Source organism: Xanthomonas sp. NCPPB 2922 (assembly GCF_041520885.1).
Classification (GTDB): domain Bacteria; phylum Pseudomonadota; class Gammaproteobacteria; order Xanthomonadales; family Xanthomonadaceae; genus Xanthomonas; species Xanthomonas campestris.
On the sequence record NZ_JBGOFY010000008.1, the window covers coordinates 139503 to 161836 of the forward strand.

The following is a 22334-nucleotide window of genomic DNA, read 5'->3' on the forward strand; positions in this document are numbered from 1 at the left end:
AACCCCTCTCCCGAGGGGAGAGGGGCTCAAGCGCACCGCTTCGCTCACGTTTTTTCAACCCATTTTCCTATTCCCCGTTTCCATCGCCCAGGACTTCCATGCGCACCATCATCGCCCTCGAGACCCACGACGTCCGCTTCCCCACCTCGCGCGAGCTCGATGGGTCGGACGCGATGAATCCCGATCCGGATTACTCGGCCGCCTATGTGGTGCTGCGCACCGACGGTGCGGAAGACCTGGCCGGTTACGGCCTGGTGTTCACCATCGGCCGCGGCAACGACGTGCAGACCGCCGCCGTGGCCGCTTTGGCCGAGCACGTGGTTGGCCTGTCGGTGGACGAAGTGATCGCGGACCTAGGCGCGTTCGCACGCCGCCTCACCAACGATTCGCAGCTGCGCTGGCTGGGCCCGGAAAAGGGCGTGATGCACATGGCGATCGGCGCGGTGATCAACGCCGCCTGGGACCTGGCCGCGCGCGCCGCCAACAAGCCGCTGTGGCGCTTCATTGCCGAGCTCACGCCCGAGCAGTTGGTGGACACCATCGACTTCCGCTACCTCAGCGACGCCCTCACCCGCGACGAAGCGCTGGCCCTCCTGCGCGATGCACAACCGCAGCGTGTAGCACGCATCGCCACGCTGATCGAACAGGGCTATCCGGCCTACACCACCTCGCCCGGCTGGCTCGGCTATTCGGATGAAAAGCTGGTGCGCCTGGCCAAGGAAGCGGTGGCCGATGGCTTCCGCACCATCAAGCTCAAGGTCGGCGCCAACGTGCAGGACGATATCCGTCGCTGCCGCTTGGCGCGCGCCGCGATCGGCCCGGACATCGCGATGGCGGTGGACGCCAACCAGCGCTGGGACGTGGGCCCGGCAATCGACTGGATGCGCCAGCTGGCCGAATTCGACATCGCCTGGATCGAAGAACCCACCAGCCCGGACGACGTGCTGGGCCATGCCGCCATTCGCCAGGGCATCACCCCGGTGCCGGTCTCCACCGGCGAGCACACCCAGAACCGGGTGGTGTTCAAGCAGCTGCTGCAGGCCGGCGCGGTAGACCTGATCCAGATCGATGCCGCGCGCGTGGGCGGCGTCAACGAAAACCTCGCCATCCTGCTGCTGGCCGCCAAGTTCGGCGTGCGCGTGTTCCCGCACGCCGGCGGCGTGGGCCTGTGCGAACTGGTGCAGCACCTGGCGATGGCCGACTTCGTCGCGATCACCGGCAAGATGGAAGACCGCGCCATCGAATTCGTCGACCACCTGCACCAGCACTTCCTGGACCCGGTACGCATCCAGCACGGCCGCTACCTCGCTCCAGAGGTGCCCGGCTTCTCGGCGGAAATGCACCCCGCCTCGATCGCAGAATTCAGCTACCCCGACGGCCGCTTCTGGGTCGAAGACCTGGCAGCCAGCAAGGCGAAGGCATAAGCAGCGTCAACGCACCGCGTGTGCAGCAGTGCGCGGTGCAATAACGGCTTCAATAGCGACAGGCAGTTTTCGCTGAGCCTGATCGCGACTGAAGCCGTTTCTCGTTGGTTTGCAGTGGACCCCGCGCGTGGACCGAGCGGTGCGTTGACAAACACAGTTGGGTGGTGCGAGGGCGCTGCTCTATGCCTACACAGTATGCAGGTGTGGAGTCACGCACCTCCAAAGCGGCGAGCGGCGACAACGCGCAGCATTCCACAACAGCTCCACGCCGATCGGCTGCCCAAGAGGCGCGGCCGGCACTGCGACCGCCACAGCAAGAAACGTATCTTCGGTGCGCAACGTCAGCACCGAAGCAACAAGGCAACACGACAACAAGTCCAGGACAGGCCAGGCACATCGCGCAAGCGTCACCACGCAACGTGACCGCCTTCTTCGCGCTGTTCTTCAGCGCCTTGGCAAACCGGGTCGGGAAACTGACGTTGATGTACAGACCTTCTGGCACCTGGTATCGCTTACCCATCCGCGCTTCCGGCGATCGACGCGACCGCGCACCAGCAACCGGCGAGAACCTACTGCCCTCGCCCCCCAACTGAGCCGTCGTTATTGCTTGGCTATTGTTGCTTTGGCACTGCTGCACTGCTTGCTGCACCGACTTTTTTTGCTTCGAGCGTGGCTCCGAATGTTGCGCTGAGTCTCGCTCTCACTCGCTCACTCGCTTTGGCTTTGGCTTTCGCTGTTGCTCTTGCTTTGCCATTCCGCTTCCGGGGCCCCATACCGCAGCGGCAAGGCTGGCAGATACAACCCGCAGGGCGGCGCGCATGGATGCGCGACGTTTTTGTAAGGGACATGGATGTCCCTTACAAAAATTTCTGCCGGGCTTGCGCACCCGTCGCGCGCAGCGCGCCGGGCGCGAGGACGGGGTGTGCTTTCTTTTGGTTACTTTTCTTTGCACAAGCAAAGAAAAGTGACTCGCGCCCGAGAGGGCGTGAAAGCCCTTGAACTTCCGAACGCGAGTTCAGAGAAAGGGTGTCAAGTAAAGCGAAAAGGTGCCCACCCCATTCAAGGGCAAGAGTTCCAGTCAGCGCAAGCGCAAAAACACTGCGGCCAAGCAAGATCACATTGGACCAAAGCGCTGAAATTCCGATCAAGAAATCGGCAACGCCTTAGAATCAACAGCACTCAACCCTGCTGCACACTCACCGCCTCACTCAACGCAAAAATCCGCCCAGCCTCCCGCCACTTCTCCCCAGGCGCACTCCCAGGCAAGGCTTTCTGAAACCGCCACATCAGCTCCTCCCATGCCTGGATGCGCGGATCCCCCGCATCACGTGCGGCCTTGGCCGCCGGATCGTAGTCCTCACCGACCGTCATCAACATCACCAAGCGGTCACCGCTGCGAAAGATCTCCAGCTCCGCGATCCCGGCCTGCTGCAACGACGCCACCACCTCCGGCCACACCTCGCTCGGCCGATGCCAACGCTCGTACTGCGCAATCAACGCCGCATCGTCGTGCAGATCCAGCACATAGCACAGCCGCTGCATGCTCATGCCCCCGCCACCACAGGCGCAGCGCGACGGGCACGCAACGCGAACAGCAGGATCACGCCGAAGCACACGCCGGGCACCACCATCGCCCAATGGATGCCGGCCATGTCCGACACCGCACCCATGAGCGCAGTGAGCAAGGCGCCACCAATGATGGCCATCACCAGCAACGAAGACCCCAGCTTGCGTGCGTCATCGTGCATGCCATCCAGGCCCAGCGCGAAGATGGTCGGGAACATCACCGACATGAACACGCTGGCCGCAACCAGCGCATACAGGCCAGTCCAGCCGGGCAACGCGATCGCGACTGCACACAGCAGCAGATTGATCGTGGCAAAGCTGGCCAGCAACTTGGCCGGCGCCAGATAGCGCAGCAGTGCGGTGCCGATAAAGCGCCCGGCCATGAACAGCACCAGCGAGATGGTCAGATAGGTGGCCGCGCTTTTTTCCGGTGTACCCGGCACCGCATCCTGCAGGTAGCGGATCAAGTAACTCCAGATGCCGACCTGCGCGCCCACGTAGAAGAACTGCGCCACCACCGAAAACACGAACAGCCGGTTATGCAGCAATTCGCCGAACTTGGCACGCTTGGGGGCCGCCGCGCCCACGCCGGCATCGCCGGTCGGGAAGCGCACCAGCGCGATCAGGATCGCCCATAGCACCACCACGACGCCGATGATCAGATAGGGCATCTGCACGGCTGAGGATTCGGTGGCAAAGAAGGCCTCGCGCGCGGCCGGCGCCATCGCCGCCAGTTCGGCTGGGGTGTGCTCCACGCCGGAGAAAATGAAATGCTGGCCCACCAGCACGCCGGTGATCGAGCCCAGCGGATTGAAGGCCTGCGCAAGATTGAGCCGCCGCGCCGCGCCGTCGGCTGGGCCCAGCACGGTGACCAGCGGATTGGCGGTGGTTTCCAGAAACGCCAGGCCGCTGGCGATCACGAACAACGCCAGCAGGAACAGCCAGTAGGTGTGCACCTGCGCGGCCGGATAGAACAGGAACGCGCCGCAGGCATACAGCAGCAGGCCCAGCACCACCGCCGCCTTGTAGCTGTAGCGGCGCATGAACATCGCCGCCGGCATCGCGAACACGAAATAGCCCAGGTAGAAGGCGCTTTGCACCAGCCCGGCCTGCAGGTCGGACAGTTCGAAGGCCTTCTTGAACTGCTTGATCAGGATGTCGTTGAGGTTGTTCGCCATGCCCCATAGAAAAAACAGGCTGACGATCAACAACAGGGGCACCACGGCGGTACGCGCCAGGTTGCCGCGCGGTGACGCGGCGGTATCGCTGTAATGCATGCGACCTCTCCCCTCCCAAGGCTGTGGCGCTTGCGCAAATTGTGCAGGCGAGCGTACTGCGCGCCGCAGTGGCATGCAAATATAAAAACTTTGTTTATATTTGCACCGAGTGGCGTTGGCGAGCCTCCAGCCGATGCCTGTACCCTGACGCGCCGCATCGTGCCTGGAGTTGCAAACGGATGAGCATCGAACCCGCCAAGTACCGTGCCCCCGCCCTGGACAAGGGCCTGGACATCCTGGAGCTGCTGGCGCGCCAGGCGCAGCCCATGAGCATGGGCGCGATCTCGCAGGGCATCGGCCGTTCGCGCGGGGAGATCTTCCGCATGCTGCAGGTGCTGGAAGAGCGCGGCTACCTCACCCGCGATGGCGAAGGCGACTACGTGCTGACCAACCGGTTGTTCATGCTCGGCATGCAGCAGCCGCAGGTGCAGACCATCACCGATGCCGCGCTGCCGGTGATGCGCCGGCTGGCCGATGCGATCTTCCAGCCCTGCCATTTGGTGGCGCCCTCCGGCGACCAGATTGTGGTGATCGCGCAGATGGACGTGCCCAGTGACCTGGGCCTGGTGGTGCGGCCCGGGCATCGCCGCCCGCTCGCCCATTCCACCTCGGGCCTGGTGCTGTTCGCCTTTCAGCAGCCGGAGGTGCAGACCCGCTGGCTGGAGCAGCTGGACGCCAGCGACGTGCCCTACAACCGCGCGCAGTTCCTGCGCGATGCCGAGCAAACCCGCCAGGCCGGCTACGCGATGCACGCCAGCGAGGCGGTGGTGGGCGTGGTGGACCTCACCGCACCGATCCTGCAGCGCGGCAGTGCCACCTACACGCTCACCGTGCCCTTCATCGAACGCCGCCCGGAGCTGGTCGGCCCGCAGGCCGCATTGAGCGCGCTGCGTGCGGCAACTGCCGAGATCTCGGCCGGGCTGCATTGACACACCGTTGTTGCGAGGCTGCGGAGATGGCTGCACGCACCTGATGCACCGCGCCGCGGACGCGGGCCTATACTCGGCGCGATCGGCACAGCGGGATGACATGTCCAGCATCAGTTTCGGGATGTGGAGCACCAGCCTGCTGCTTGGCAGCGCACACGGCGTGATCGGCGCGGGCCTGCTGCTCTGGGCGCCGCGCAACCGCATTGCCAACCGCTGTCTGGCCGCCCTGCTGCTGGTGGTGGTGGCGCTGATCACGCCTTATACGCTCGGCTACGCCGGTGCCTACGACGCCTATCCCGACCTGACCTACGCCCCTTTGTTCTGGGAGCTGGCGATTGGCCCGCTGGTCTGGCTCTATGTGCGCCAGTTGGCGCGCGCGCATCTGCCACGCCGGTGGGCGCTGCACTTGCTGCCGGCACTGCTGCAGGGCGGCTACTACGCCTGGCTGTTCACCTGGCCGCTGCAGCGCAAATGGGCCTGGGACGCCGCCGTGCAGCGGCCCTGGGTTACGCCGCTGCAGGACGCGCTGGTGCTGCTCTCGCTCGGCGTGTATCTGCTGATGGCCTGGCGCGAATATCTGAGCTATCAACGCTGGCTGGAGCATCACAGCGGCGCGCGCGAGGAACTACGCCTGCCGTGGCTGCGCGGCTTCCTGCTGGCGGCCAGCGCGCTGCTGCTGTTGCGGCTCGGCTTCACGGTCAGCGACCGCTGGTGGCACCGGCTGTCGTACTTCGACGAATTTCCGCGCTACCTGGCCACCGTGGCAGTGGTCTATTACCTGGGCCTGGAAGGCTGGCGCCATGCGCGGGCCCGGTATCCGCGCCGCGATCTCCTGCTGAGCGGCGATGCGCCGGCACGTGCAGGGTCCGCGCCACCCGCCGTTCCGCTGCCGGAGCACGCCAGCGCCCCGGCGGGGCTGGCAGTGGTCAGCGCGACCCAGGAAAAAGACTGGCACGCGTTTGGCGCGCGCATTGCGGCCGAGGTCGATGCACATGGTTGGTGGCGCGAGCCGGACCTGAGCCTGCCGGAGCTGGCGCGGCGCATGGGCACCAACAGCAACTACCTCTCGCGCGGCCTCAACGAGGGGCTGGGGCAGACCTTCAGCGGGTTCATCAATGGGCTGCGGATTGCCGAGGCGCGGCGTCTGCTTGCCGGCGACCAGGACATCCTCACCATCGCACTGGCGGTCGGCTTCGGCTCCAAGGCCAGCTTCAACCGCGTGTTCCGCGCCAGCCTGCAGTGCACGCCCAGCGACTACCGCCGCTCGCAACGTCCCATCGCCTGAAAATCAACGCGCAATTGGGCCGTTGAGTCGTCTGGTGCAGCAGCGATCAGCAGGCTGGGGGCTCCCTATCAAGGAGTCGCCATGTCCCGTCGCCTACGCCTGTTGTTGGTCGTGGCACTGCTGAGCTGGCAGCCGGCTGGCGCCACCATTGCAGCCCCTGCGCCACCGGTGCGCAGTGATAGCGTCCTGCCCGGCCCCGCCCTGCTTGCCGACATCGCGGTGCTGGAGCAGGCCTACGCTGCGCTGCATCCCGGGCTGTATCGGTATTCCAGCGAGCAGGCGGTGGCGCAACGCTTTGCAGCGCTGCGCGCCGAACTCGGCCAGGGCGCCACCCTGGCCCACGCCTATCTGGCGATCTCCCGCCTGACCGCCAGCGTGCGCTGCGGCCACAGCTTCCCCAACTTCGTCAATCAACCCGAGGCGATCCAGCACGCGCTGTTCGACCACGACCGCCATCTGCCGTTCTACTTCCGCTGGCTGGACGGGCGCATGGTGATCAGCCGCAACGGCTCGAACCAGCGATCGCTGGTCCCCGGCACCGAGGTGCTGGCGATCGACGGCGTGCCCGCCGCGCAGATCCTGTCGGCCCTGATGAGCGTGGCACGCGCGGACGGCAGCAACGACGCCAAGCGCATCGCGCAGATGGAGGTGCAGGGCTTCGCGCGCATCGAGGCGTTCGATGCCTACCTGCCGCTGCTGTTTCCGCAGATCAGCGCCGAACCGCTGCTGCGCGTGCGCGGGCCTGGGGGTGGCGCACTGCGCACGTTGCAGGTGCACAGCCTGACGGCGGCGCAACGGCGGGCAATGACGCCGATCCAACCGCGCGACAGCACCGCGCCGGCATGGCGCCTGGAAATGCCAGACGCGCGGCTGGCGATCCTGCGCATGCCCGATTGGGCCTTGTACGACAGCCAGTGGGACTGGCGCGGATTTCTGGCGCAGGGTTTTTCCACCCTGGCCGCGCGCAAGGTCCCCGCGCTGGTGATCGACCTGCGTGGTAACGAAGGCGGGCTTGATGTGGGCAGTATGCTGCAGGGATATCTGTCCGCGCGTGCGCTCGGTGTGCCGCCGATGCGCAAGCGGGTGCGCTACCGCCGCCTGCCCGCGTCGCTGGCACCGTTTGTCACCACCTGGGACACCTCCTTTCGCGATTGGGGCGCGCGGGCGGTTGAAGACGCTGACGATGCACGCTTCTACACACTGCATGACGCGGCCAGCGACGATGCATCTACCAAGACGTCAACGCAGATCGCGCCGCGCGCGCCGCATTTCGCCGGCAAGGTGTTCGTGCTGATCGGCGCCGAGAACAGCTCGGCCACGTTCGAATTCGCCCAACGCGTGCAAGCCAATGGGCTGGCCACGCTGGTCGGGCAACCCACCGGTGGCAATCTGCGTGGCATCAATGGCAGCGCGTTCTTCTTCGTGCAGCTGCCCAACTCCCACATCGAAGTGGACCTGCCGCTGGTGGGCCAGTTCCCTTTGACCGCACAACCGGATCGCGGCGTGCTGCCCGACATCACCGTGCGGCCAAGCGCTGCGGATCTGCAGCACGGTACCGATGCGGAAATGGCGGCGGTCACCGCGTTGCTGCCCGGTGCGTGAGCCGGGTCAGTCGCCTTCCGCAGTGCTGCCACATAGCTTCGGCTATAAAGATCAGACCGACCTTCGCGTGCAGGCAAAACGCGCTGATCCGTGGCGCACGTTGGTACACTGCGCGCCCCCTTGGGGAGTAGCCTGCTTCCAGTCGATGGAAGCGCCCGCATCAACATACTCGGCCGTTGCGCCGTGGTGCGGGCAACCACTCTTGGTTTGGCGAGACCAGCGGCATGCGTGCACAACGATGGTTGGGCGCGGGCGCATGCCGTTGTGATCGTGCCCAACCCGAGGTTGTCGATGTCTCCGCTCTCTATCGTGTTGCTTGGTTTTGCGATGTCCACCGACGCGTTTGCCGCGGCCATCGGCAAGGGCGCGGCGATGCGGCGGCCGCGCTGGCGTGATGCCGTGCGTGCCGGGTTGGTGTTCGGTTGCATCGAAGCCATCACCCCGGTGATCGGCTGGATGCTCGGACGCGCGGCCTCCGATTACCTCGCCGCCTTCGATCACTGGATCGCCTTCGGCCTGCTCGGCGCGCTGGGAGCGCACATGATCGTGGCCGGGCTGCGCAACGAGTCCGAGGTGGATGAGGCACTGCGCGATACACCCAAGCGCTATGGCTTGCTGGCACTGGCCGCCACCGGCTTTGCCACCAGCATCGATGCGATGGCGGTGGGCGTGAGCCTGGCGTTTCTGGATGTGCACATCGGCGTGGTGGCGGCCGTGGTCGGGCTGTGCACGTTGAGCATGGTCACCGCCGGCGTGATGCTCGGCCGTGCACTGGGCGCGCTGATCGGCAAGCGTGCGGAGATCCTGGGCGGCGTGATCCTGATCCTCATCGGCAGCACCATCCTGTACGAACACCTCAGCGGCGCGGCGTGAGCAGCGTGATTGCCGTGGTAGGAGCGCGCTTGCGCGCGATGGGGCATTATCGGTGATGTGGCGTTCTCGGTAACGCTTCATCGCGCGCGAGCGCGCTCCTACCGAGTGTGTGGTCTGCAAGCAGCGCGATCGAGTCAGGCCTCCGCGTATCAACGCATCATGTCGTGATACGCACTTAAGACGTGCGCACGTCGAGATCAGCGGACTGCTACCTGCGCGCAGACTTTATATCGGCCCGGGCACTGGTAGGAGCGTGCTCGCGCGCGATGGGGCGTTCCCGGTGATGTGGCGTTCTCGGTAAAGCTTCATCGCGCGCAAGCGCGCTCCTACGGAATTTGCGTCTGCTGTAAGCAGGATGGTGCATCTATAAACCCCCGCGTATCAGCGGATCATGCGCAATAGGCACTCAGGGGCGCGCGCGTCGAGATCAGTGGAAAATTGCCTGCGGGCAGACACCGGTACCGGCCTGGGCACTGGCAGGAGCGCGCTCGCGCGCGATGGGGCGTTCCCGGTGATGTGGCGTTCTCGGTAACGCTTCATCGCGCGCGAGCGCGCTCCTACGGTGTTGGATGTTCTGTAAGCAGCGTGGTGCATCAAAGATGCCGCCGTGCATCAACGCATCTTGTCGCGATGGGCGCTCAAGAATGCGCACGGCGACATCAGCGGACCGTTGCCTGCGCACAGGCTCCTGGATCAGGGCGCGACTCACTCGTAGGAGCGCGCTCGCGCGCGATGGGGCAGTCCCGGTGATGTGGCGTCCTCGGTAACGCTTCATCGCGCGCGAGCGCGCTCCTACGGTGCTGCGTGTTTTATAAGCAGCGCGGTCAAGCCACAACTGGCGCACGTCACCGCATGGTGTCGTGATACGCACTCAAGAACGCGCGCAATGACGCCGGTTTGACCGGTTTGGTGAGCAGACGGTAGCCGCGTTGGCGCGCCAGTTGCTTGAGTTCGTCGCGGCCGTCGGCGGTGAGCAGTGCGCCGGCGATCGGGTCCACGGCGGCGGCCTGCAAGGCGTCCAGGGTGTCCAGGCCGTCGAGGCGGTCGTGCAGGTGGTAGTCCACCAGCATCACGTCCGGGCGCTCGCGGGCACGCTCCAGCGCCTGGTCCACGGTGCTGGCGGTGATCACCTCCACCTGCCAGCGGCCGAGCAGCGCGCGCATGCCGTCCAGAATCTCGCGGTCGTTGTCCACGCACAGCACCCGCAGCCCGGCCAGCGAATCGCCGCTGGCCTGCGGGCGCACCGCCAGCACCGGCACCGGTTCGGCCGGCACCGCGTCCACACGCGGCAGCAGGATCGAGAACATGCTGCCCTGGCCGACCTGGCTACGCGCGCTCAGGTCGTGATCGAGCAGGCGCGAGATGCGCTGGCAGATCGACAGGCCCAGCCCCAGCCCCTGCTCGCCCCAGTCGAACGGCTGCTGGTAGCGGCGGAATTCCTCGAAGATCTGCCGCATGTGGTGCTCGGGAATGCCCGGGCCGGTGTCCCACACCTGCAGCTCCACCTGCGCGCCGCGCCCGCGCATGCCCAGCACGATGCGGCCCTGGCGGGTGTAGCGCAGCGCGTTGGCCAGAAAGTTCTGCATCACCCGGCGCAGCAGGCGGCGGTCGCTGCGCACCCACAGCGCGCGGGCGTGCACCTGCAGCCGCAGCCCGCGGCTGGCCGCCACCGGTGCGTACTGCGCGGCCAGCTCGTGCATCAAGGCACTGGCATCGAAGTCTTCGACCGTGGGCCGCAAGCCGCCGGCATCCAGCCGCGAGACGTCGAGCAGGCCGTCCAGCAACTCTTCGGCTGCACGCAGCGAGGCATCCACGCGCTCGGCCAGGTGGCGCTGCTCTTCGTTGTTCTGGTGGCTCTCGCGCAATGCCGAAGCAAACAGCCGCGCGGCGTTGAGCGGCTGCAACACGTCGTGGCTGATCGCCGCCAGAAAGCGCGTCTTGGACTGCTGCGCCAGCTCGGCCTCGCGCGAGCGGTCGGCCACGCGTTGCTCCAGGTTTTCGTTGGCGTCCAGCAGCGCGCGCTCAGCGCGCTTGTAGTCGGTGATGTCGTTGTAGCTGGTGACGTAGCCGCCGCCGGGCAGCGCCTGGCCACGCATTTCGATCACCTTGCCGTCGCTGCGGGTGCGCTCGAACACGTGCGGCGAGCCGGCGCGCATGTGGCGGATGCGGCGGTCGATCTGGTCTTCGATATCGCCCTCGCCCAGCTCGCCGCGCTCGGCGTTGTAGCGGATCAGGTCCGCCACCGGGCGGCCGACGTAGAGCATGCCGTCGGGGTAGCCGAACAGCTGCTGGTAGCGGCGATTCCACGCGGTCAGGCGCATGTCCGGGTCGACCACGCTGACTGCGGCGCTGATGTTCTCCAACGTGGTGGAGAGAATTTCGCGATTGAAGCGCAACTCCTGGCCGGCCTCGTCGAGCACCGCCACCACCTCGCCCAGCTCCATGCCCGAGCCACGCAGCAGACTGGTCAGCACCAGGCGCGCGGACGCGGCGCCAATGGACGCGGCCAGCAGGCGCTCGGTGAACTGCACCCAGGCGCGGTCGGCCACGGCGGTGGGCTGCAGCTCGCGTTCCAGCAACTGCGCCTGATCCAGAAACGCACGATGCGCATGCCGCTCGCCCACCACGCGCTCGGCCAGCGCCTGCAGGTCGGCCACATGCACGTGGCCAGGCCATTCGCCGGCCACCGCTGGCCGCTGCGAATACGGGTCCAGGAACGGCGCTGCGCGCAGGCGCTCGTCCACACCGGGCCGCCAGCGCGCCGACACCACCATCATGGTGCCGGTATTGATCAGCAGCGACCAGAACGTGCCATGCGCCAGCGGGTCCCAGCCGCTCATGCCGAACAGTTGCTGCGGCTGAAGCCAGCCGATGCCGAACGGGCCATCCACCAGCCACTCCGGCTGCAGCCAGCCGGCGCGCGTGGCCGCCGGCAGCAGCAGCGTGTAGATCCAGGTCATGAAGCCCAGCACCATGCCGGTCTCCACGCCCTTGCGGCTGGCGCCGCGCCAGTACAGCCCGCCGATCACGCCCGGCGCGAACTGCGCCACCGCCGCGAACGCCATCAACCCGTAGGCGGCCAGCGTGGTGTCGTTGGCCACGCTGCGGTGGTAGCCGTAGGCGACCAACGCCAGCAACAGGATCGCCACCCGGCGGATCCACAACACCCGCGAGGCCACGGTGGCGCGCGCATCGGCACTGCTGCGCCGGCGCAACAGCACCGGCATCACCAGGTCGTTGCTGACCATGGTGGCCAGCGCGATGCTGGCCACGATCACCATGCCGGTGGCCGCAGAGAACCCGCCCACGTAGGCCACCAGTGCCAGCACGGTGTTGCCCTGGCTCAGCGGCAGCGCCAGCACCACCGCATCGTCCACCACCGAGCTGTCCTGGCCGAACAAGGCCACACCGGCCGAGGCGATGGGCACCACCATCGCCGAGATGATCACCAGGTAGGCGCCGAACAGCCAGCGCGCGCGGCGGATGTCGCCGACATCGCTGCATTCCACCACCGCCACATGGAACTGCCGCGGCAGGCACACCACGGCCAGGAAGCTGAGCAAGGTCTGCGAGATGAAGCCTACCGATGGCGTGTGCTGGAACAGTGTGCGCGCCGAATCGGCGATGTGCAGCTGGTGATCACCCAGCCACAGCCAGGCGAACACGCCCACCGCCACGATCGCCACCAGCTTGATCACCGACTCCAGCGCAATCGCCAGCATCATGCCGTGGTGATGCTCGGTGGCATCCACCTGGCGGGTGCCGAACAAGGTGGCGAACAACGCCATCAGCAGCGCCACGTATAGCGCCGGATCGGCAAAGATGCCGCGCCCGGCGCTGCTGTGGCCGGTGAGCACTTCCAGGCTCATCGCCACCGCTTTGTACTGCAGGGCCAGGTAGGGAACGATGCCGACCAGCGCGATTACCGCCACCAGCGCCGCCAGCCGCCGTGAGCGGCCATAACGCGAGGAAATGAAGTCGGCGATGGAGACGGTGTTTTCGGCGCGCGCGATCAGCGCCAGCCGCTCGATGATGCGCCAGCCAAACAGCAGCAACAGCAGCGGGCCCAGGTAGATCGGCAGGTAGCCGATGCCGTTGCGCACCGCCGAGCCCACGGCGCCGTAGAAGGTCCACGACGAGCAGTACACCGCCAGCGCCAAGCTGTACACCGCCGGCCGCAGCCACGGCCGCTCCGGGTACAGCGGGCGGTGATCGCCCCACCACGCCACCCCGAACAGCAGCGCGGCATATCCCAGCGAGACCAGCAGCAGTATCCAGCTCGAGACCAACGGGCTTCCTAGGCGGGAATGCGAGGGGGGAGTTTACGCAGTGGGGTCGGGAATCGGGAATCGGGAATCGGGAATCGGGAATGGGGAATGGGGAATGGGGAGTCGGGAATCGCAAGAGCGGCTGGCTGGGGCGCGGTGGAGGGTGATGGCTATGGCGGTGGATGCCGGTTATCCGCGCAGGGCACTGGCCGGCGTCCGCCAGCTCTCGTAGGAGCGCGCTCGCGCGCGATGGGCTTTACCGGGACGCCCATCGTGCTCCTCGCGCCCACGCTGCGCCGTTACCGGTGCAATTAGGCCGGGCAAGCAGCTGCAGCTGGACCGTAGCTAGAGCTGCTAGGTGAGGCGCTTTGCCGGACGTGCGTGCCCTGGGGAACTAACAGCCGCGGTGAGCCGGCGCTATGCGTTCGGCGTATCGGGACAGCTTCATCGCGCGCAAGCGCGCTCCTACAGGGCGTTGTGATCGTGGCGACTGGCTGGTGGCGGCCTGCGGGGGGCATCGAGAACCGTAGGTGCTGTCGTATCGAAACCCGCGTGCGTATCGAAACCCGCGTGGCCTATCCGTTGGCGTTTAACGGGACGGCCCGGCCGATGGCGCCCATCCGCACAGGAACGATCTGGCCAACGTCCGCTGGCCCGCTCCCGTAGGAGCGCGCTCGCGCGCGATGGGCTTTACCAGCGATGGGCCTCACCAGGAACCCCATCGCGCACGTCGCCCCAACGCTGCACCGTCAAACGCTCCACCGTCACCGGGCGCCTAGCCCGGCAGCCGTACCTGGAGCTGGTAGGTGCGTCCGGCGACGATGCCGTGCACGCGCTGGTCCGGGCTGACCACGCCATCCACCTGCACTTCCAGCTGGGTGCGGCCTGGCTCGCGGGTCAGGGCCACCTCGAACTGCGCGCCGCGGAACTGCCGGGTCACCTGCGCCTGCGGCCAGTGCGAGGGCAGCTGCGGGCGCACCGCCAGTGCATCGCCGTCACCCACCAGCCCGAACAGGCCCTCGAGCACGCAGCGGTACACCCAGGCCACCGTGCCGGTGTTGAAGAGCTGGCTGGAACGCCCGGCGGTACGCGGATACTGGTGCCAGGCACCGCGGTAGTAATTGGGCAGCGACACCGGCAGATGCCCGCGTTGCAGCGCATCGGCCATGTCCGGGCCCGGCAACATGGCGCGCAGGATCTCCCAGGCACGATCGGCGTCGCCGATCTGGTACAGGCTGTAGAGATAGAACGCCACCGCGTGGTTGTAGACCGCACCGTTCTCCGCGGCGCCCGGCCATTTCTGGGTCAGGCGGCCCACGTCGTCGCGCATGTGCGTGTACGCCGGCGCCAGCATCACCGGCCCGTACGGGGTATGCAGTTGCTCGCGCACCGCGTCCAGCAGTGCCGTGCGTTGTTCGGCATCGGCGGTCCCGGCCAGCAGCGCCCAGCTCTGTGGATTGAGATAGATACGGCCTTCTTCATCGTCGGCGATGCCGAAGCGCACGCCATCATCGGTGATGCCGCGCGCATACCAGTGGCCGTCCCACAGCTCGCGGTTGGCGGCAGCGTTGACCTCCTCCACCGCCTGGCCGAACTGCGTTGCCTGCGCGCTGCGCCCGTTAGCGGCGCAGATCCCGGACCACAGCCGCAGCGCATAGGCCGTGGCCACGGTCAGCCAGCCGGACACCCCCACGCCGCGCCAGCCCACCATGTTCATCGGGTCGTTCCAATCGCCTTGCGCGATGAAGCTCAGCCCGCGTGCGTCGCGCGCATCCAGCAGCCATTGCATCGCTGCGTCCAGCCGCTCGGCCACGCTGAGCGCCTGCCCGTCGTGCGTGCGCACCACCGCATCCAACACCGCCACATCGCCGGTTTCGGCCAGATACGCATCCAGGAAGATCGGCAGCCACACGCAGTGGTCGGTATGCGGCACCTGGTTGATGTATTTGAGCTCGGCGCCTTCCACCAGCAGGATGCCGTCCGGCATCGCACCGCTGGGCTCCTGCTGCGACAACGCATGCAGCAACGCCGCGCGCGCGGTGGCCGGCTGCAGATAGGCCATGCCCATGTGGTCCTGCAGATAGTTGCGCGTCTGCGGATCGGTGGTGAGGCGATTGACGTCGCCGTGATAGAACACCTGGCGCGGCAGCCAGTGATTGACCAGGTTGTCCAACGCCGCATCGGGCGTGGCGATCTGCACGCAGCCGCGCCCGGCCTGCAGATACTGCGCGTAGTCCTGTGCGGCAGCGGCGAAGCCTTCGGCCGACAGGTACCGCGCACGCAGGGCCGCAATCTCCGCATCGTCCTTGGCCGGGCCGAACGCAAAGCGATACACCGTTGCCGCATCCGGCTCCAGGCTGAGCCGGTACTGCAGCGCCGCGGCGGGGTTTTCGTAATGCGCGTCGTGGTTGCCTAACTGCTCGGCCTGCACCGCCGACGGTGCATGCAACCCACCCTCGCCTTCGAACGCCATCTGCTGCGCGTCCCAGGCCACCGGCGGCTGCTCATGCAGCAAGAACGTGCAGTCCTTGAAATCGCGCTGACGGAAGTAGTCATCCACCTTTTGATACGGCGTCACGCTGCGGCAGACAATGCCACCCAGCTCCGGCGAGTAACCGCCGCTCTGGTGCATCCACGACATGTAGCCGATCGGGAAATACGGATACAGGCTGAGCCGCCGCGTACGCCCGGACTGGTTGTGCACGCGGCATTCCCACAACTCCACCGCATCGTCGGTGGGCAACGACACGCACAGCTCCACCACGATGCCGTCGTGGCGCACCCGCCAGCGCACATCGTGCTTGCCGGCGGAAAACTCGAACGCTTCCGCCGGCGCACGCACCGGTTCATGCGGCACCGAATACAGCGCGCCGGTGTCTTCGTCCTTGAGGTAGAAGAAGCGCCCGGGATGATGCGCGTAGTACGGCTGCTCCGGCATCATGAAATTGCGCGCTTCCAGCAGCGGCGCATGCGCGTACTTGGCCGGCTCCGGCTGCATGAATTGCGCGGTGGCGTAACCGCGGCAGGTGAGCTGCACCATCATGCGGCGGTTCCACAGGAAGCCGCCGGCCGTGGGCATGGCGGTGGGGCTGTAGAGCGCATAGCGCATGCCGTCGGTGCTGGGCGCCATCAACGTGGCGAGATCGTCGGGTGCGGGGGAAGCTGCAGACACGGTCAGGAGTGCTCCGGTTCGTCGCGCTTGCGCGCGGCCAGTTCAAGCTGGATGCGGCGTAGCAGGCCGTCGTCCAGCGGGTAAAAACGCATGGTCCAGGCGGCCAGCAAGGCCACCACGCCGGGGATCACCGTCAACAGCAGCACGATGCCGGTCAACGACGCTTGCGACTGCGCGCTGTTGGCGACATAGCCCATGCCGGCCAGCACCCAGGCGATGCCGGCCGAGGCCAGCGCGCCGCCAAGCTTTTGCGAGAACGTGGCCGCGGCAAAGGTCATCGCGGTGGCACGCCGCCCGGTGCTCCATTCGGTGTAGTCGGCGCTGTCGGCATACATCGAGAACGCCAATGGCGATTTCGGCCCCAGCGCCACGCCGATCAGCATGTTCAAGGCGAAGATCGCCCACACCATGTCGGCGGGGATGAAGAACATCAGGCAGCTGAGCAGGCCCACGACGGCCATCAGCGCAGTCATCAGCGTTCGCTTGTCCCAGTGACGCGTCAGCAGCGGCGTGATTGCCGCACCCACCGCCAGCGACACCGAATAGCCACCCAGAAACAACCCGGTGAGCTCCGGGCGCTGCACGTAATACTTGAGGTAGTACACGCCGGCGCCGCCGCGCATCACGATGGTGATCATGATGATCAACGACAGCACGAACAGCACACACCACGGGCGGTTGTGCAGCAGGTCGGCGATGTCCTGGCGGATCGGCGAGCGCTGCTGCGGCGGTGGCTGCACACGTTCGCGCGTGGTCAGCGCCACGGTGACGAACAACGCCACCGCCACCGCGCCGTACAGCATCATCGTGCGTTGCCAGCCCAGCGCATCGTTGCCGCCGCCGAACCACTTCACCAGATCCATCGTGCAGTAATTGACCAGCGTGGTGCCGGCAAAGGCGGCGATGAAGCGCAGGCTGATCAGACTGGTGCGCTGGTTGCTGTCGGCGGTGATCACGCCCGACAACGCCGAGTACGGAATGCTCACCACCGTGTAGGCCAGCATCATCACCAGGAAGCTGATCGTGGCCCACCACATGCGCCCGTTCTGATCCAGCGCCGGCGTGGTGTAGGCGAGCACGCCGGTCACCGCCATCGGGACGGCGCCCCACAACAGATACGGGCGGAACTTGCCCCAGCGGCTGCGCGTGCGGTCGGCCAGCGCGCCCATCGCCGGGTCGGCGATCGCATCGGCGATCTTGGTGAGCAGGATCATCGTGCCCACGGCCGCGGCCGGTAGGTGCATGGTGTCGGTGTAGAAGATCAGCAGGAACGCGGAAATGTTGGCCCAGTACAGATTCAGGCCCAGATCGCCGGCACCGTAACCGAGTTTTTCGCGCAGGCGCAGTGGCGCCAACGGCGGAGGCGTTGCAGGCGATGACGTCATCGACAGACCTTCGGATGCGTTGAACCCGGCGGAGCGCCCCGTTACGCTGCTGGACCGCTCACCTGGCAAGGAGCGCCGACGCTACACCACGCATCGGCCTGCCGCCAACGTGAAATCCGGCAACATGCCGAATCGATCCGGAGATATAACCTGACGTGATGGAGACTGCAGCAGCTGCCACGCCCGCGTCCGCTTCGCCCCTGGCCATCGTGGTGATGGGCGTTTCGGGCAGCGGCAAGACCACCATTGCGCAGGCCCTGGCCACGCACTACGGCTTCCGTTTTCTCGATGCCGACGACTATCACAGCGTGGCCGCGCGCGCGCAGATGGCATCCGGGCAACCGCTCACCGATGCGATGCGGCTGCCCTGGGTGGAGCTGCTGTCGGCGACCTTGCGCGACTGTGTGCAGAGCGGTGAATCGGTGGTGCTGGCGTTCTCCGGATTGCGCGGCACGCACCGCCAATTGCTGCGTCGCAGCGGGGTTCCGATGCGCTTTGTGTTCCTGCATGCCGCGCCACACGTGATCGCCGCACGCCTGAGCGCGCGTGCGGGCCATTTCATGCCGCCGAGCCTGCTCGACAGCCAGCTGCAGACGCTGGAACTGCCGCTGGACGAAGCCGACGTGGTATCGGTGGACGTGGATGCCACCGTGCCGGAGGTGGTGCAGGACGCGATCGCGCAGCTGGCATTGGAGTAACGCAAACGCGTTGCAGCGGTAGTGGCTCCGTTGGTTCGCCTGCGTGCACGGCGGCGTGCGTGCGATAACGCCGCTGCAGCGCCAACTCAGGTGCGGTGACGGCGTGATGCGTGGCAGCTCGTGGGGTCCGCCGCACAGCATGTAGCTTCAACTTGCGGATACGATAGAAATTGCTGCCGCAGAACGCGCTGCTGACGCTGCGGCGCACGGCACTTTGCAGCAAACGGCACCATCGCGTTCGCGTTCGGCGACGATGCGCAGCTGGCTGCTTCCACGCCATCCAACTCAACGCGCCCTCGCATATCCGGGGGCATGCGCCAATACGTAATCGGTGCACGCATCGAACCCCACCGTGACCGGCGCACACGCAGCGCGTTGCACCGCTAAAGGATTGAACGCATCGAGCCGCTTGAAGCGCGGCGTATTGGTGGTCTGCAGATGCCGCGATACAGGGCAGCTCACGCGTGTGCCAGGCGTCACACAGGATGCGCAACGTGGCCAGGTTACTTTCAGTAGACCGCTGTTTTACAGGGGTTTGCGTGATCGTCCGATTGAATCATTTTGTCTATCGCAGCCCGCGCAGATCGTGATGCATCATCAGTATTTGTGCGAATAACGAACGCGCTGAACAGAATTTTTCCAAGCTGGTACTACCAGACACAACCAGACCCGACCGCGACATGAACACGGCGCCACCGATGGGTTGCACGGTCATCGCAATCGGCGATCTTCACCACGCAGATCCGGGGGGATTCAGCGCTTTCCTTCACCAATGGACACGCCGTGATGACCAATTCTCTTCGCCGCTTGCGGTTTCGCAGTTTGACGCTCATCCCCTGCCTGCTCGCCAGCGCAGTGGCTTTCGCCCAGTCCGGCACAACCGTCCCACCGTCGGTGTCCTCCCTGGATACCCGCGCCTTTGCAGCGTCCGGCCAGGTCTGGCGTTCCTTTGGCAGCAATCTTCCGTTTGCCAGCCCAAATAATTGGCCTACCGCCGGTGGCGGTTATTTCAACAGCCGCTTCGCGCCTGGCGAATGGAAGATCAATCGCACCACCGCCCCGACCCTCAAGCCGGCGTGGACCTTGACCACCACTGGCGATATCTCGGCGACGCCGAGCGTAGAAGGCGGCACGCTGTACGTGCCCGACTGGGGCGGCACGCTGTATAGCGTGGACACGCAGAGCGGCAAGCCGAACTGGCAGGCCAAGCTGTCCGACTACACCGGCAACGCCAACTCGGTGACCCGCAATACCCCAGCCATCAGCGGCAAGAGCATCATCGTTGGCGACCAGGCCTCCGGTACGGTGATGGCAATCGACAAGAAGACCGGCAAGTTGCTGTGGAGCAGCGTGGCCGAATCCAATCCGCAGGCACGCATCACTTCTTCGCCGGTGATCTACGGCAACCGTATCTACGTAGGTATTTCCTCGGGTGACTGGGGCAACCTGGCCGCCAACCACACCTTCAGCTTCCGCGGCAGCGTGGTGGCACTGGATCTGAACACCGGCAAGAAGGTGTGGCAGTTCTACAACGTGCCCGAGGGCTATACCGGCGCATCGGTGTGGGGCCAGGTGGCAATCGATCCGATCAGCCGCCGCCTGTATTTCGGCACCGGCAACAACTACAACATCCCCGCTGGCGTGGGCAATTGCGTCTCCAATGCGCGCTCCTACCTCGGCAGCGAACTCACCGTGCAGGATGAGTTGAACTGCATGGCGCCGGACAACTACGTCGACTCGGTGGTCGCCTTGAACCTGGACACCGGCAAGCTGGCCTGGGCCGACCGCGCGCAGGGCTACGACGCCTGGAACCTGTCCTGCATCGTGGCGCCCACCAATGGGCTGTGCCCGAACACGCAGGCCACCAACCTGACCGGGCCTGACTACGACTTCGGTGGCGCCGGCGTACAGCTGTTCACCGTCTGGCGCGACGGCAAGCCGCAGCAGTTGGTCGGCGCCGGCCAGAAGAGCGGCATTTACTGGGCCTTCGACGCCAGGACTGGCGCCAAGGTGTGGTCCACGCAGGTGGGCCCGGGCGGCACCACCGGCGGCGTCGAGTGGGGCACCGCGTTCGACCCGTACAAGTCGCAGGTCTATGTGGCCATCAATAACAGCTCCAACGCTACCTACACCCTGGGGCCGGACAACACCGTCAGCCACAACGGCGGCTCGTGGGCGGCGCTGGATGCGGCCACCGGCAAGATCAAGTGGCAGGTCAAGGTGCCCGGCGTGAACAGCGTCAACCCGAACGTGCCGGCCGGTGGTCAGGGCTCGCTGACCGTGTCGCCGAACCTGCTGTACGCCGGTTCGATGGCCGGCAACATGGTCGCCCTGGATACCGACACCGGCGCCACGTTGTGGAACTACAACGCCACCGGTTCGGTGATCAGTTCGCCGGCAGTGGTCGATGGCGCGCTGTACTGGGGCGCGGGCTATGGCCGCTTCAACTTCGGCACCGCCGCCACCAGCAACCAGCTGATCAAGTTCGTGCCAGAGAGAGGCGCGGCCAAGTAACCGGCAAGTACGTGCGCTGCGTTGAATGACGCGCAGTGACAGCAAAACAACGACGCCACCTTCGGGTGGCGTCGTTGTGTGTGGCGCCAAGCGACGGGCCACATCTGATGTGCATGTGCACTTGATCGGCGCCCTCATTGCTGCACGTCCCACACCGGCCTTGCTTCGAGCGCGACCACGCCCTACAGCCGCGTGACCTGGCATAAGCGGATCTGTCCCGCCTCCAGCCCATGCGCTTCGGCCGCGCGACGGCGCAACGCGCACACCAGTTCTACGGCATCCAGCACACCATCGACAGGTACCTCCACGCTGTGGGCCAGTTGCCCCCACAGCACCGGCCGACCATCGCAATAGCCTTCGTAGTCGGCGAAGTAATGCAGCAGCTGCCGCTCAGGTGCCAACGTGGACATCGCCCTGAATCTCCGTGCAGCCCAGATGTTCCAGCGCGATCTCCAGCCCAAGCAAATAACTCTGCGCGCAGTAGCCGCGCACGATGGCCACCCGCTGGCCCAGGCCGGCGGGCAAACAAGGCTCCGGTCGGTCCGTGCTGTCGTCGTGGGCTTCTACATACGGATACGCCAGCCCGGCGAGCACGCAGTGCAGCCGCACGCTATCCACGCAGCTGCCCGGATCGATCAGCGCGATCTCCATGCGCGCCTGCCCGGCCACGCGTAAGGCATCCAGCAACTCCTGCTCCGACCCACAGGCGCGCAGCGCCACCGTCTTGCCCGCATCCCCGGCGCAGCGCACCAACTGGGTGATCACCGCACGTGGCAATGCCTGCGGCCCACGCACCAGTGACGACGCCGCTTCCGGCCCACGCAGAATCATGATCGACATGTCGGCGGCCTCAGACAGCCACGCGCATCGGCGCATGCAGCGCCGGCAAACACCGCGCCGCAATGCCGAGTGACATCGCATACGCACGCGGCGCATCGTGTGGCGTAATCACCACCGCCAGCGGCGCATGCTGCGGATGCAGCCACGGCTCCAGCTCCTGCCCGGCGTCGGCATGCAGCTCGATGTACGGCGTGGGCAAGGCATCTACTGCCGCACGCAGTGCCGTTGCACACGTCCGCTCGGACAGCGGCAGATCGCCGGAATCAAGCAGCACCAATTCCACCTCGGCATCGCCACCGGCTGCCTGCAGCCCGGCGATCAAGCTCGCAAGGTCAGCACACGCCAGCATGCGCAGCTCACGACCGGCACACAGCGGCAGCGGCGCCATCGGCATTGCATCGGACTGCGGGCCACGCAAAATCAGGATACACATCGTCTTCGACTCAACGCACCAGAGTGCGGGAGTGCCAAAGTAGGCCTGCCGGGCATAAAGGCGCTATT

Annotated in this window: 15 protein-coding genes and 1 riboswitch; of the genes, 7 read left to right on the top strand and 8 right to left on the bottom strand. The window is 66.2% G+C overall.

Annotated features, from left to right (window positions below):
- The first annotated feature begins 98 nt into the window (after nt 1-98).
- Nucleotides 99-1424 (top strand): L-fuconate dehydratase, encoded by a 1326-nt coding sequence (locus tag ACD584_RS11485; protein WP_076035743.1) that lies wholly within the window; start codon nt 99-101, stop codon nt 1422-1424.
- A 1179-nt stretch (nt 1425-2603) separates the two neighbouring features.
- Here the strand turns inward: ACD584_RS11485 and ACD584_RS11490 are convergent.
- Together ACD584_RS11490 and fucP are read right to left on the bottom strand one after the other, a co-directional pair.
- Entirely contained in the window at nt 2604-2972 is a 369-nt protein-coding gene (locus ACD584_RS11490) for an L-fucose mutarotase (RefSeq protein WP_076035742.1), read from the bottom strand.
- A complete protein-coding gene (gene fucP / locus ACD584_RS11495; protein WP_076035741.1) occupies nt 2969-4267 on the bottom strand; it encodes an L-fucose:H+ symporter permease in 1299 nt (432 codons plus the stop codon). The genes ACD584_RS11490 and fucP overlap by 4 nt, the downstream gene beginning before the upstream one ends.
- A gap of 179 nt (nt 4268-4446) precedes the next feature.
- On the opposite strand from fucP, the gene ACD584_RS11500 reads away from it, so the two are divergent.
- From ACD584_RS11500 to ACD584_RS11515, 4 genes are all read left to right on the top strand, one after another.
- The gene (locus ACD584_RS11500; protein WP_011039141.1) at nt 4447-5196 is read left to right on the top strand and encodes an IclR family transcriptional regulator; all 750 of its coding nucleotides are present in this window, start codon (nt 4447-4449) and stop codon (nt 5194-5196) included.
- A 121-nt stretch (nt 5197-5317) separates the two neighbouring features.
- Entirely contained in the window at nt 5318-6481 is a 1164-nt protein-coding gene (locus ACD584_RS11505; protein WP_175611784.1) for an AraC family transcriptional regulator, read from the top strand.
- An 81-nt stretch (nt 6482-6562) separates the two neighbouring features.
- Nucleotides 6563-8083 carry a S41 family peptidase gene (locus ACD584_RS11510; protein WP_228437983.1) on the top strand — a complete coding sequence of 507 codons (1521 nt, stop codon included), beginning with the start codon at nt 6563-6565 and terminating at the stop codon, nt 8081-8083.
- Between the two features lie 115 nt (nt 8084-8198).
- A riboswitch (yybP-ykoY riboswitch) is annotated at nt 8199-8370 on the top strand.
- Between the two features lie 4 nt (nt 8371-8374).
- Entirely contained in the window at nt 8375-8956 is a 582-nt protein-coding gene (locus tag ACD584_RS11515; RefSeq protein WP_011039144.1) for a manganese efflux pump MntP family protein, read from the top strand.
- 845 nt (nt 8957-9801) lie between these two features.
- Here the strand turns inward: ACD584_RS11515 and ACD584_RS11520 are convergent.
- From ACD584_RS11520 to ACD584_RS11530, 3 genes are all read right to left on the bottom strand, one after another.
- Nucleotides 9802-13245 carry a PAS domain-containing hybrid sensor histidine kinase/response regulator gene (locus ACD584_RS11520; protein WP_076035739.1) on the bottom strand — a complete coding sequence of 1148 codons (3444 nt, stop codon included), beginning with the start codon at nt 13243-13245 and terminating at the stop codon, nt 9802-9804.
- Nucleotides 13246-13999: 754 nt separating this feature from the next.
- Nucleotides 14000-16354 carry a GH36-type glycosyl hydrolase domain-containing protein gene (locus ACD584_RS11525; RefSeq protein WP_175611783.1) on the bottom strand — a complete coding sequence of 785 codons (2355 nt, stop codon included), beginning with the start codon at nt 16352-16354 and terminating at the stop codon, nt 14000-14002.
- Between the two features lie 44 nt (nt 16355-16398).
- Entirely contained in the window at nt 16399-17781 is a 1383-nt protein-coding gene (locus ACD584_RS11530; protein WP_068574250.1) for an MFS transporter, read from the bottom strand.
- Between the two features lie 158 nt (nt 17782-17939).
- Between ACD584_RS11530 and ACD584_RS11535 the strand changes: the two genes are divergently transcribed.
- Together ACD584_RS11535 and ACD584_RS11540 are read left to right on the top strand one after the other, a co-directional pair.
- Nucleotides 17940-18479: a gluconokinase gene (locus ACD584_RS11535; RefSeq protein WP_012439617.1), complete on the top strand. Its 540-nt coding sequence runs from the start codon at nt 17940-17942 to the stop codon at nt 18477-18479.
- Nucleotides 18480-19265: 786 nt separating this feature from the next.
- Nucleotides 19266-20993 carry a PQQ-binding-like beta-propeller repeat protein gene (locus tag ACD584_RS11540; protein ID WP_175611457.1) on the top strand — a complete coding sequence of 576 codons (1728 nt, stop codon included), beginning with the start codon at nt 19266-19268 and terminating at the stop codon, nt 20991-20993.
- A 182-nt stretch (nt 20994-21175) separates the two neighbouring features.
- Here ACD584_RS11540 and ACD584_RS11545 read toward each other — a convergent pair whose 3' ends face one another.
- The 3 genes from ACD584_RS11545 to ACD584_RS11555 are packed head-to-tail and all read right to left on the bottom strand — an operon-like array spanning nt 21176 to nt 22266.
- Nucleotides 21176-21403, bottom strand: a complete 228-nt coding sequence (locus tag ACD584_RS11545; RefSeq protein WP_076035737.1) for a hypothetical protein — start codon at nt 21401-21403, stop codon at nt 21176-21178.
- The gene (locus ACD584_RS11550) at nt 21384-21833 is read right to left on the bottom strand and encodes a 3-dehydroquinate dehydratase (protein ID WP_175611456.1); all 450 of its coding nucleotides are present in this window, start codon (nt 21831-21833) and stop codon (nt 21384-21386) included. Before ACD584_RS11550 ends, ACD584_RS11545 begins: the two co-directional genes overlap by 20 nt.
- Nucleotides 21834-21843: 10 nt before the next feature.
- Nucleotides 21844-22266: a hypothetical protein gene (locus ACD584_RS11555; RefSeq protein ID WP_076035736.1), complete on the bottom strand. Its 423-nt coding sequence runs from the start codon at nt 22264-22266 to the stop codon at nt 21844-21846.
- Nucleotides 22267-22334 lie beyond the last annotated feature (68 nt).

Excerpts from the sequence above, each read along its gene's own strand:
- ACD584_RS11545 (WP_076035737.1), bottom strand. The coding sequence starts at position 21,403 with ATGTCCACGTTGGCACCTGAGCGGCAGCTGCTGCATTACTTCGCCGAC.
- ACD584_RS11500 (WP_011039141.1), top strand. The coding sequence starts at position 4,447 with ATGAGCATCGAACCCGCCAAGTACCGTGCCCCCGCCCTGGACAAGGGC.
- ACD584_RS11505 (WP_175611784.1), top strand. The coding sequence starts at position 5,318 with ATGTGGAGCACCAGCCTGCTGCTTGGCAGCGCACACGGCGTGATCGGC.
- ACD584_RS11515 (WP_011039144.1), top strand. The coding sequence starts at position 8,375 with ATGTCTCCGCTCTCTATCGTGTTGCTTGGTTTTGCGATGTCCACCGAC.
- ACD584_RS11510 (WP_228437983.1), top strand. The coding sequence starts at position 6,563 with ATGTCCCGTCGCCTACGCCTGTTGTTGGTCGTGGCACTGCTGAGCTGG.
- ACD584_RS11530 (WP_068574250.1), bottom strand. The coding sequence starts at position 17,781 with ATGACGTCATCGCCTGCAACGCCTCCGCCGTTGGCGCCACTGCGCCTG.
- fucP (WP_076035741.1), bottom strand. The coding sequence starts at position 4,267 with ATGCATTACAGCGATACCGCCGCGTCACCGCGCGGCAACCTGGCGCGT.
- ACD584_RS11525 (WP_175611783.1), bottom strand. The coding sequence starts at position 16,354 with ATGGCGCCCAGCACCGACGGCATGCGCTATGCGCTCTACAGCCCCACC.
- ACD584_RS11540 (WP_175611457.1), top strand. The coding sequence starts at position 19,266 with ATGACCAATTCTCTTCGCCGCTTGCGGTTTCGCAGTTTGACGCTCATC.
- ACD584_RS11550 (WP_175611456.1), bottom strand. The coding sequence starts at position 21,833 with ATGTCGATCATGATTCTGCGTGGGCCGGAAGCGGCGTCGTCACTGGTG.
- ACD584_RS11490 (WP_076035742.1), bottom strand. The coding sequence starts at position 2,972 with ATGAGCATGCAGCGGCTGTGCTATGTGCTGGATCTGCACGACGATGCG.
- ACD584_RS11555 (WP_076035736.1), bottom strand. The coding sequence starts at position 22,266 with ATGTGTATCCTGATTTTGCGTGGCCCGCAGTCCGATGCAATGCCGATG.
- ACD584_RS11535 (WP_012439617.1), top strand. The coding sequence starts at position 17,940 with ATGGAGACTGCAGCAGCTGCCACGCCCGCGTCCGCTTCGCCCCTGGCC.
- ACD584_RS11485 (WP_076035743.1), top strand. The coding sequence starts at position 99 with ATGCGCACCATCATCGCCCTCGAGACCCACGACGTCCGCTTCCCCACC.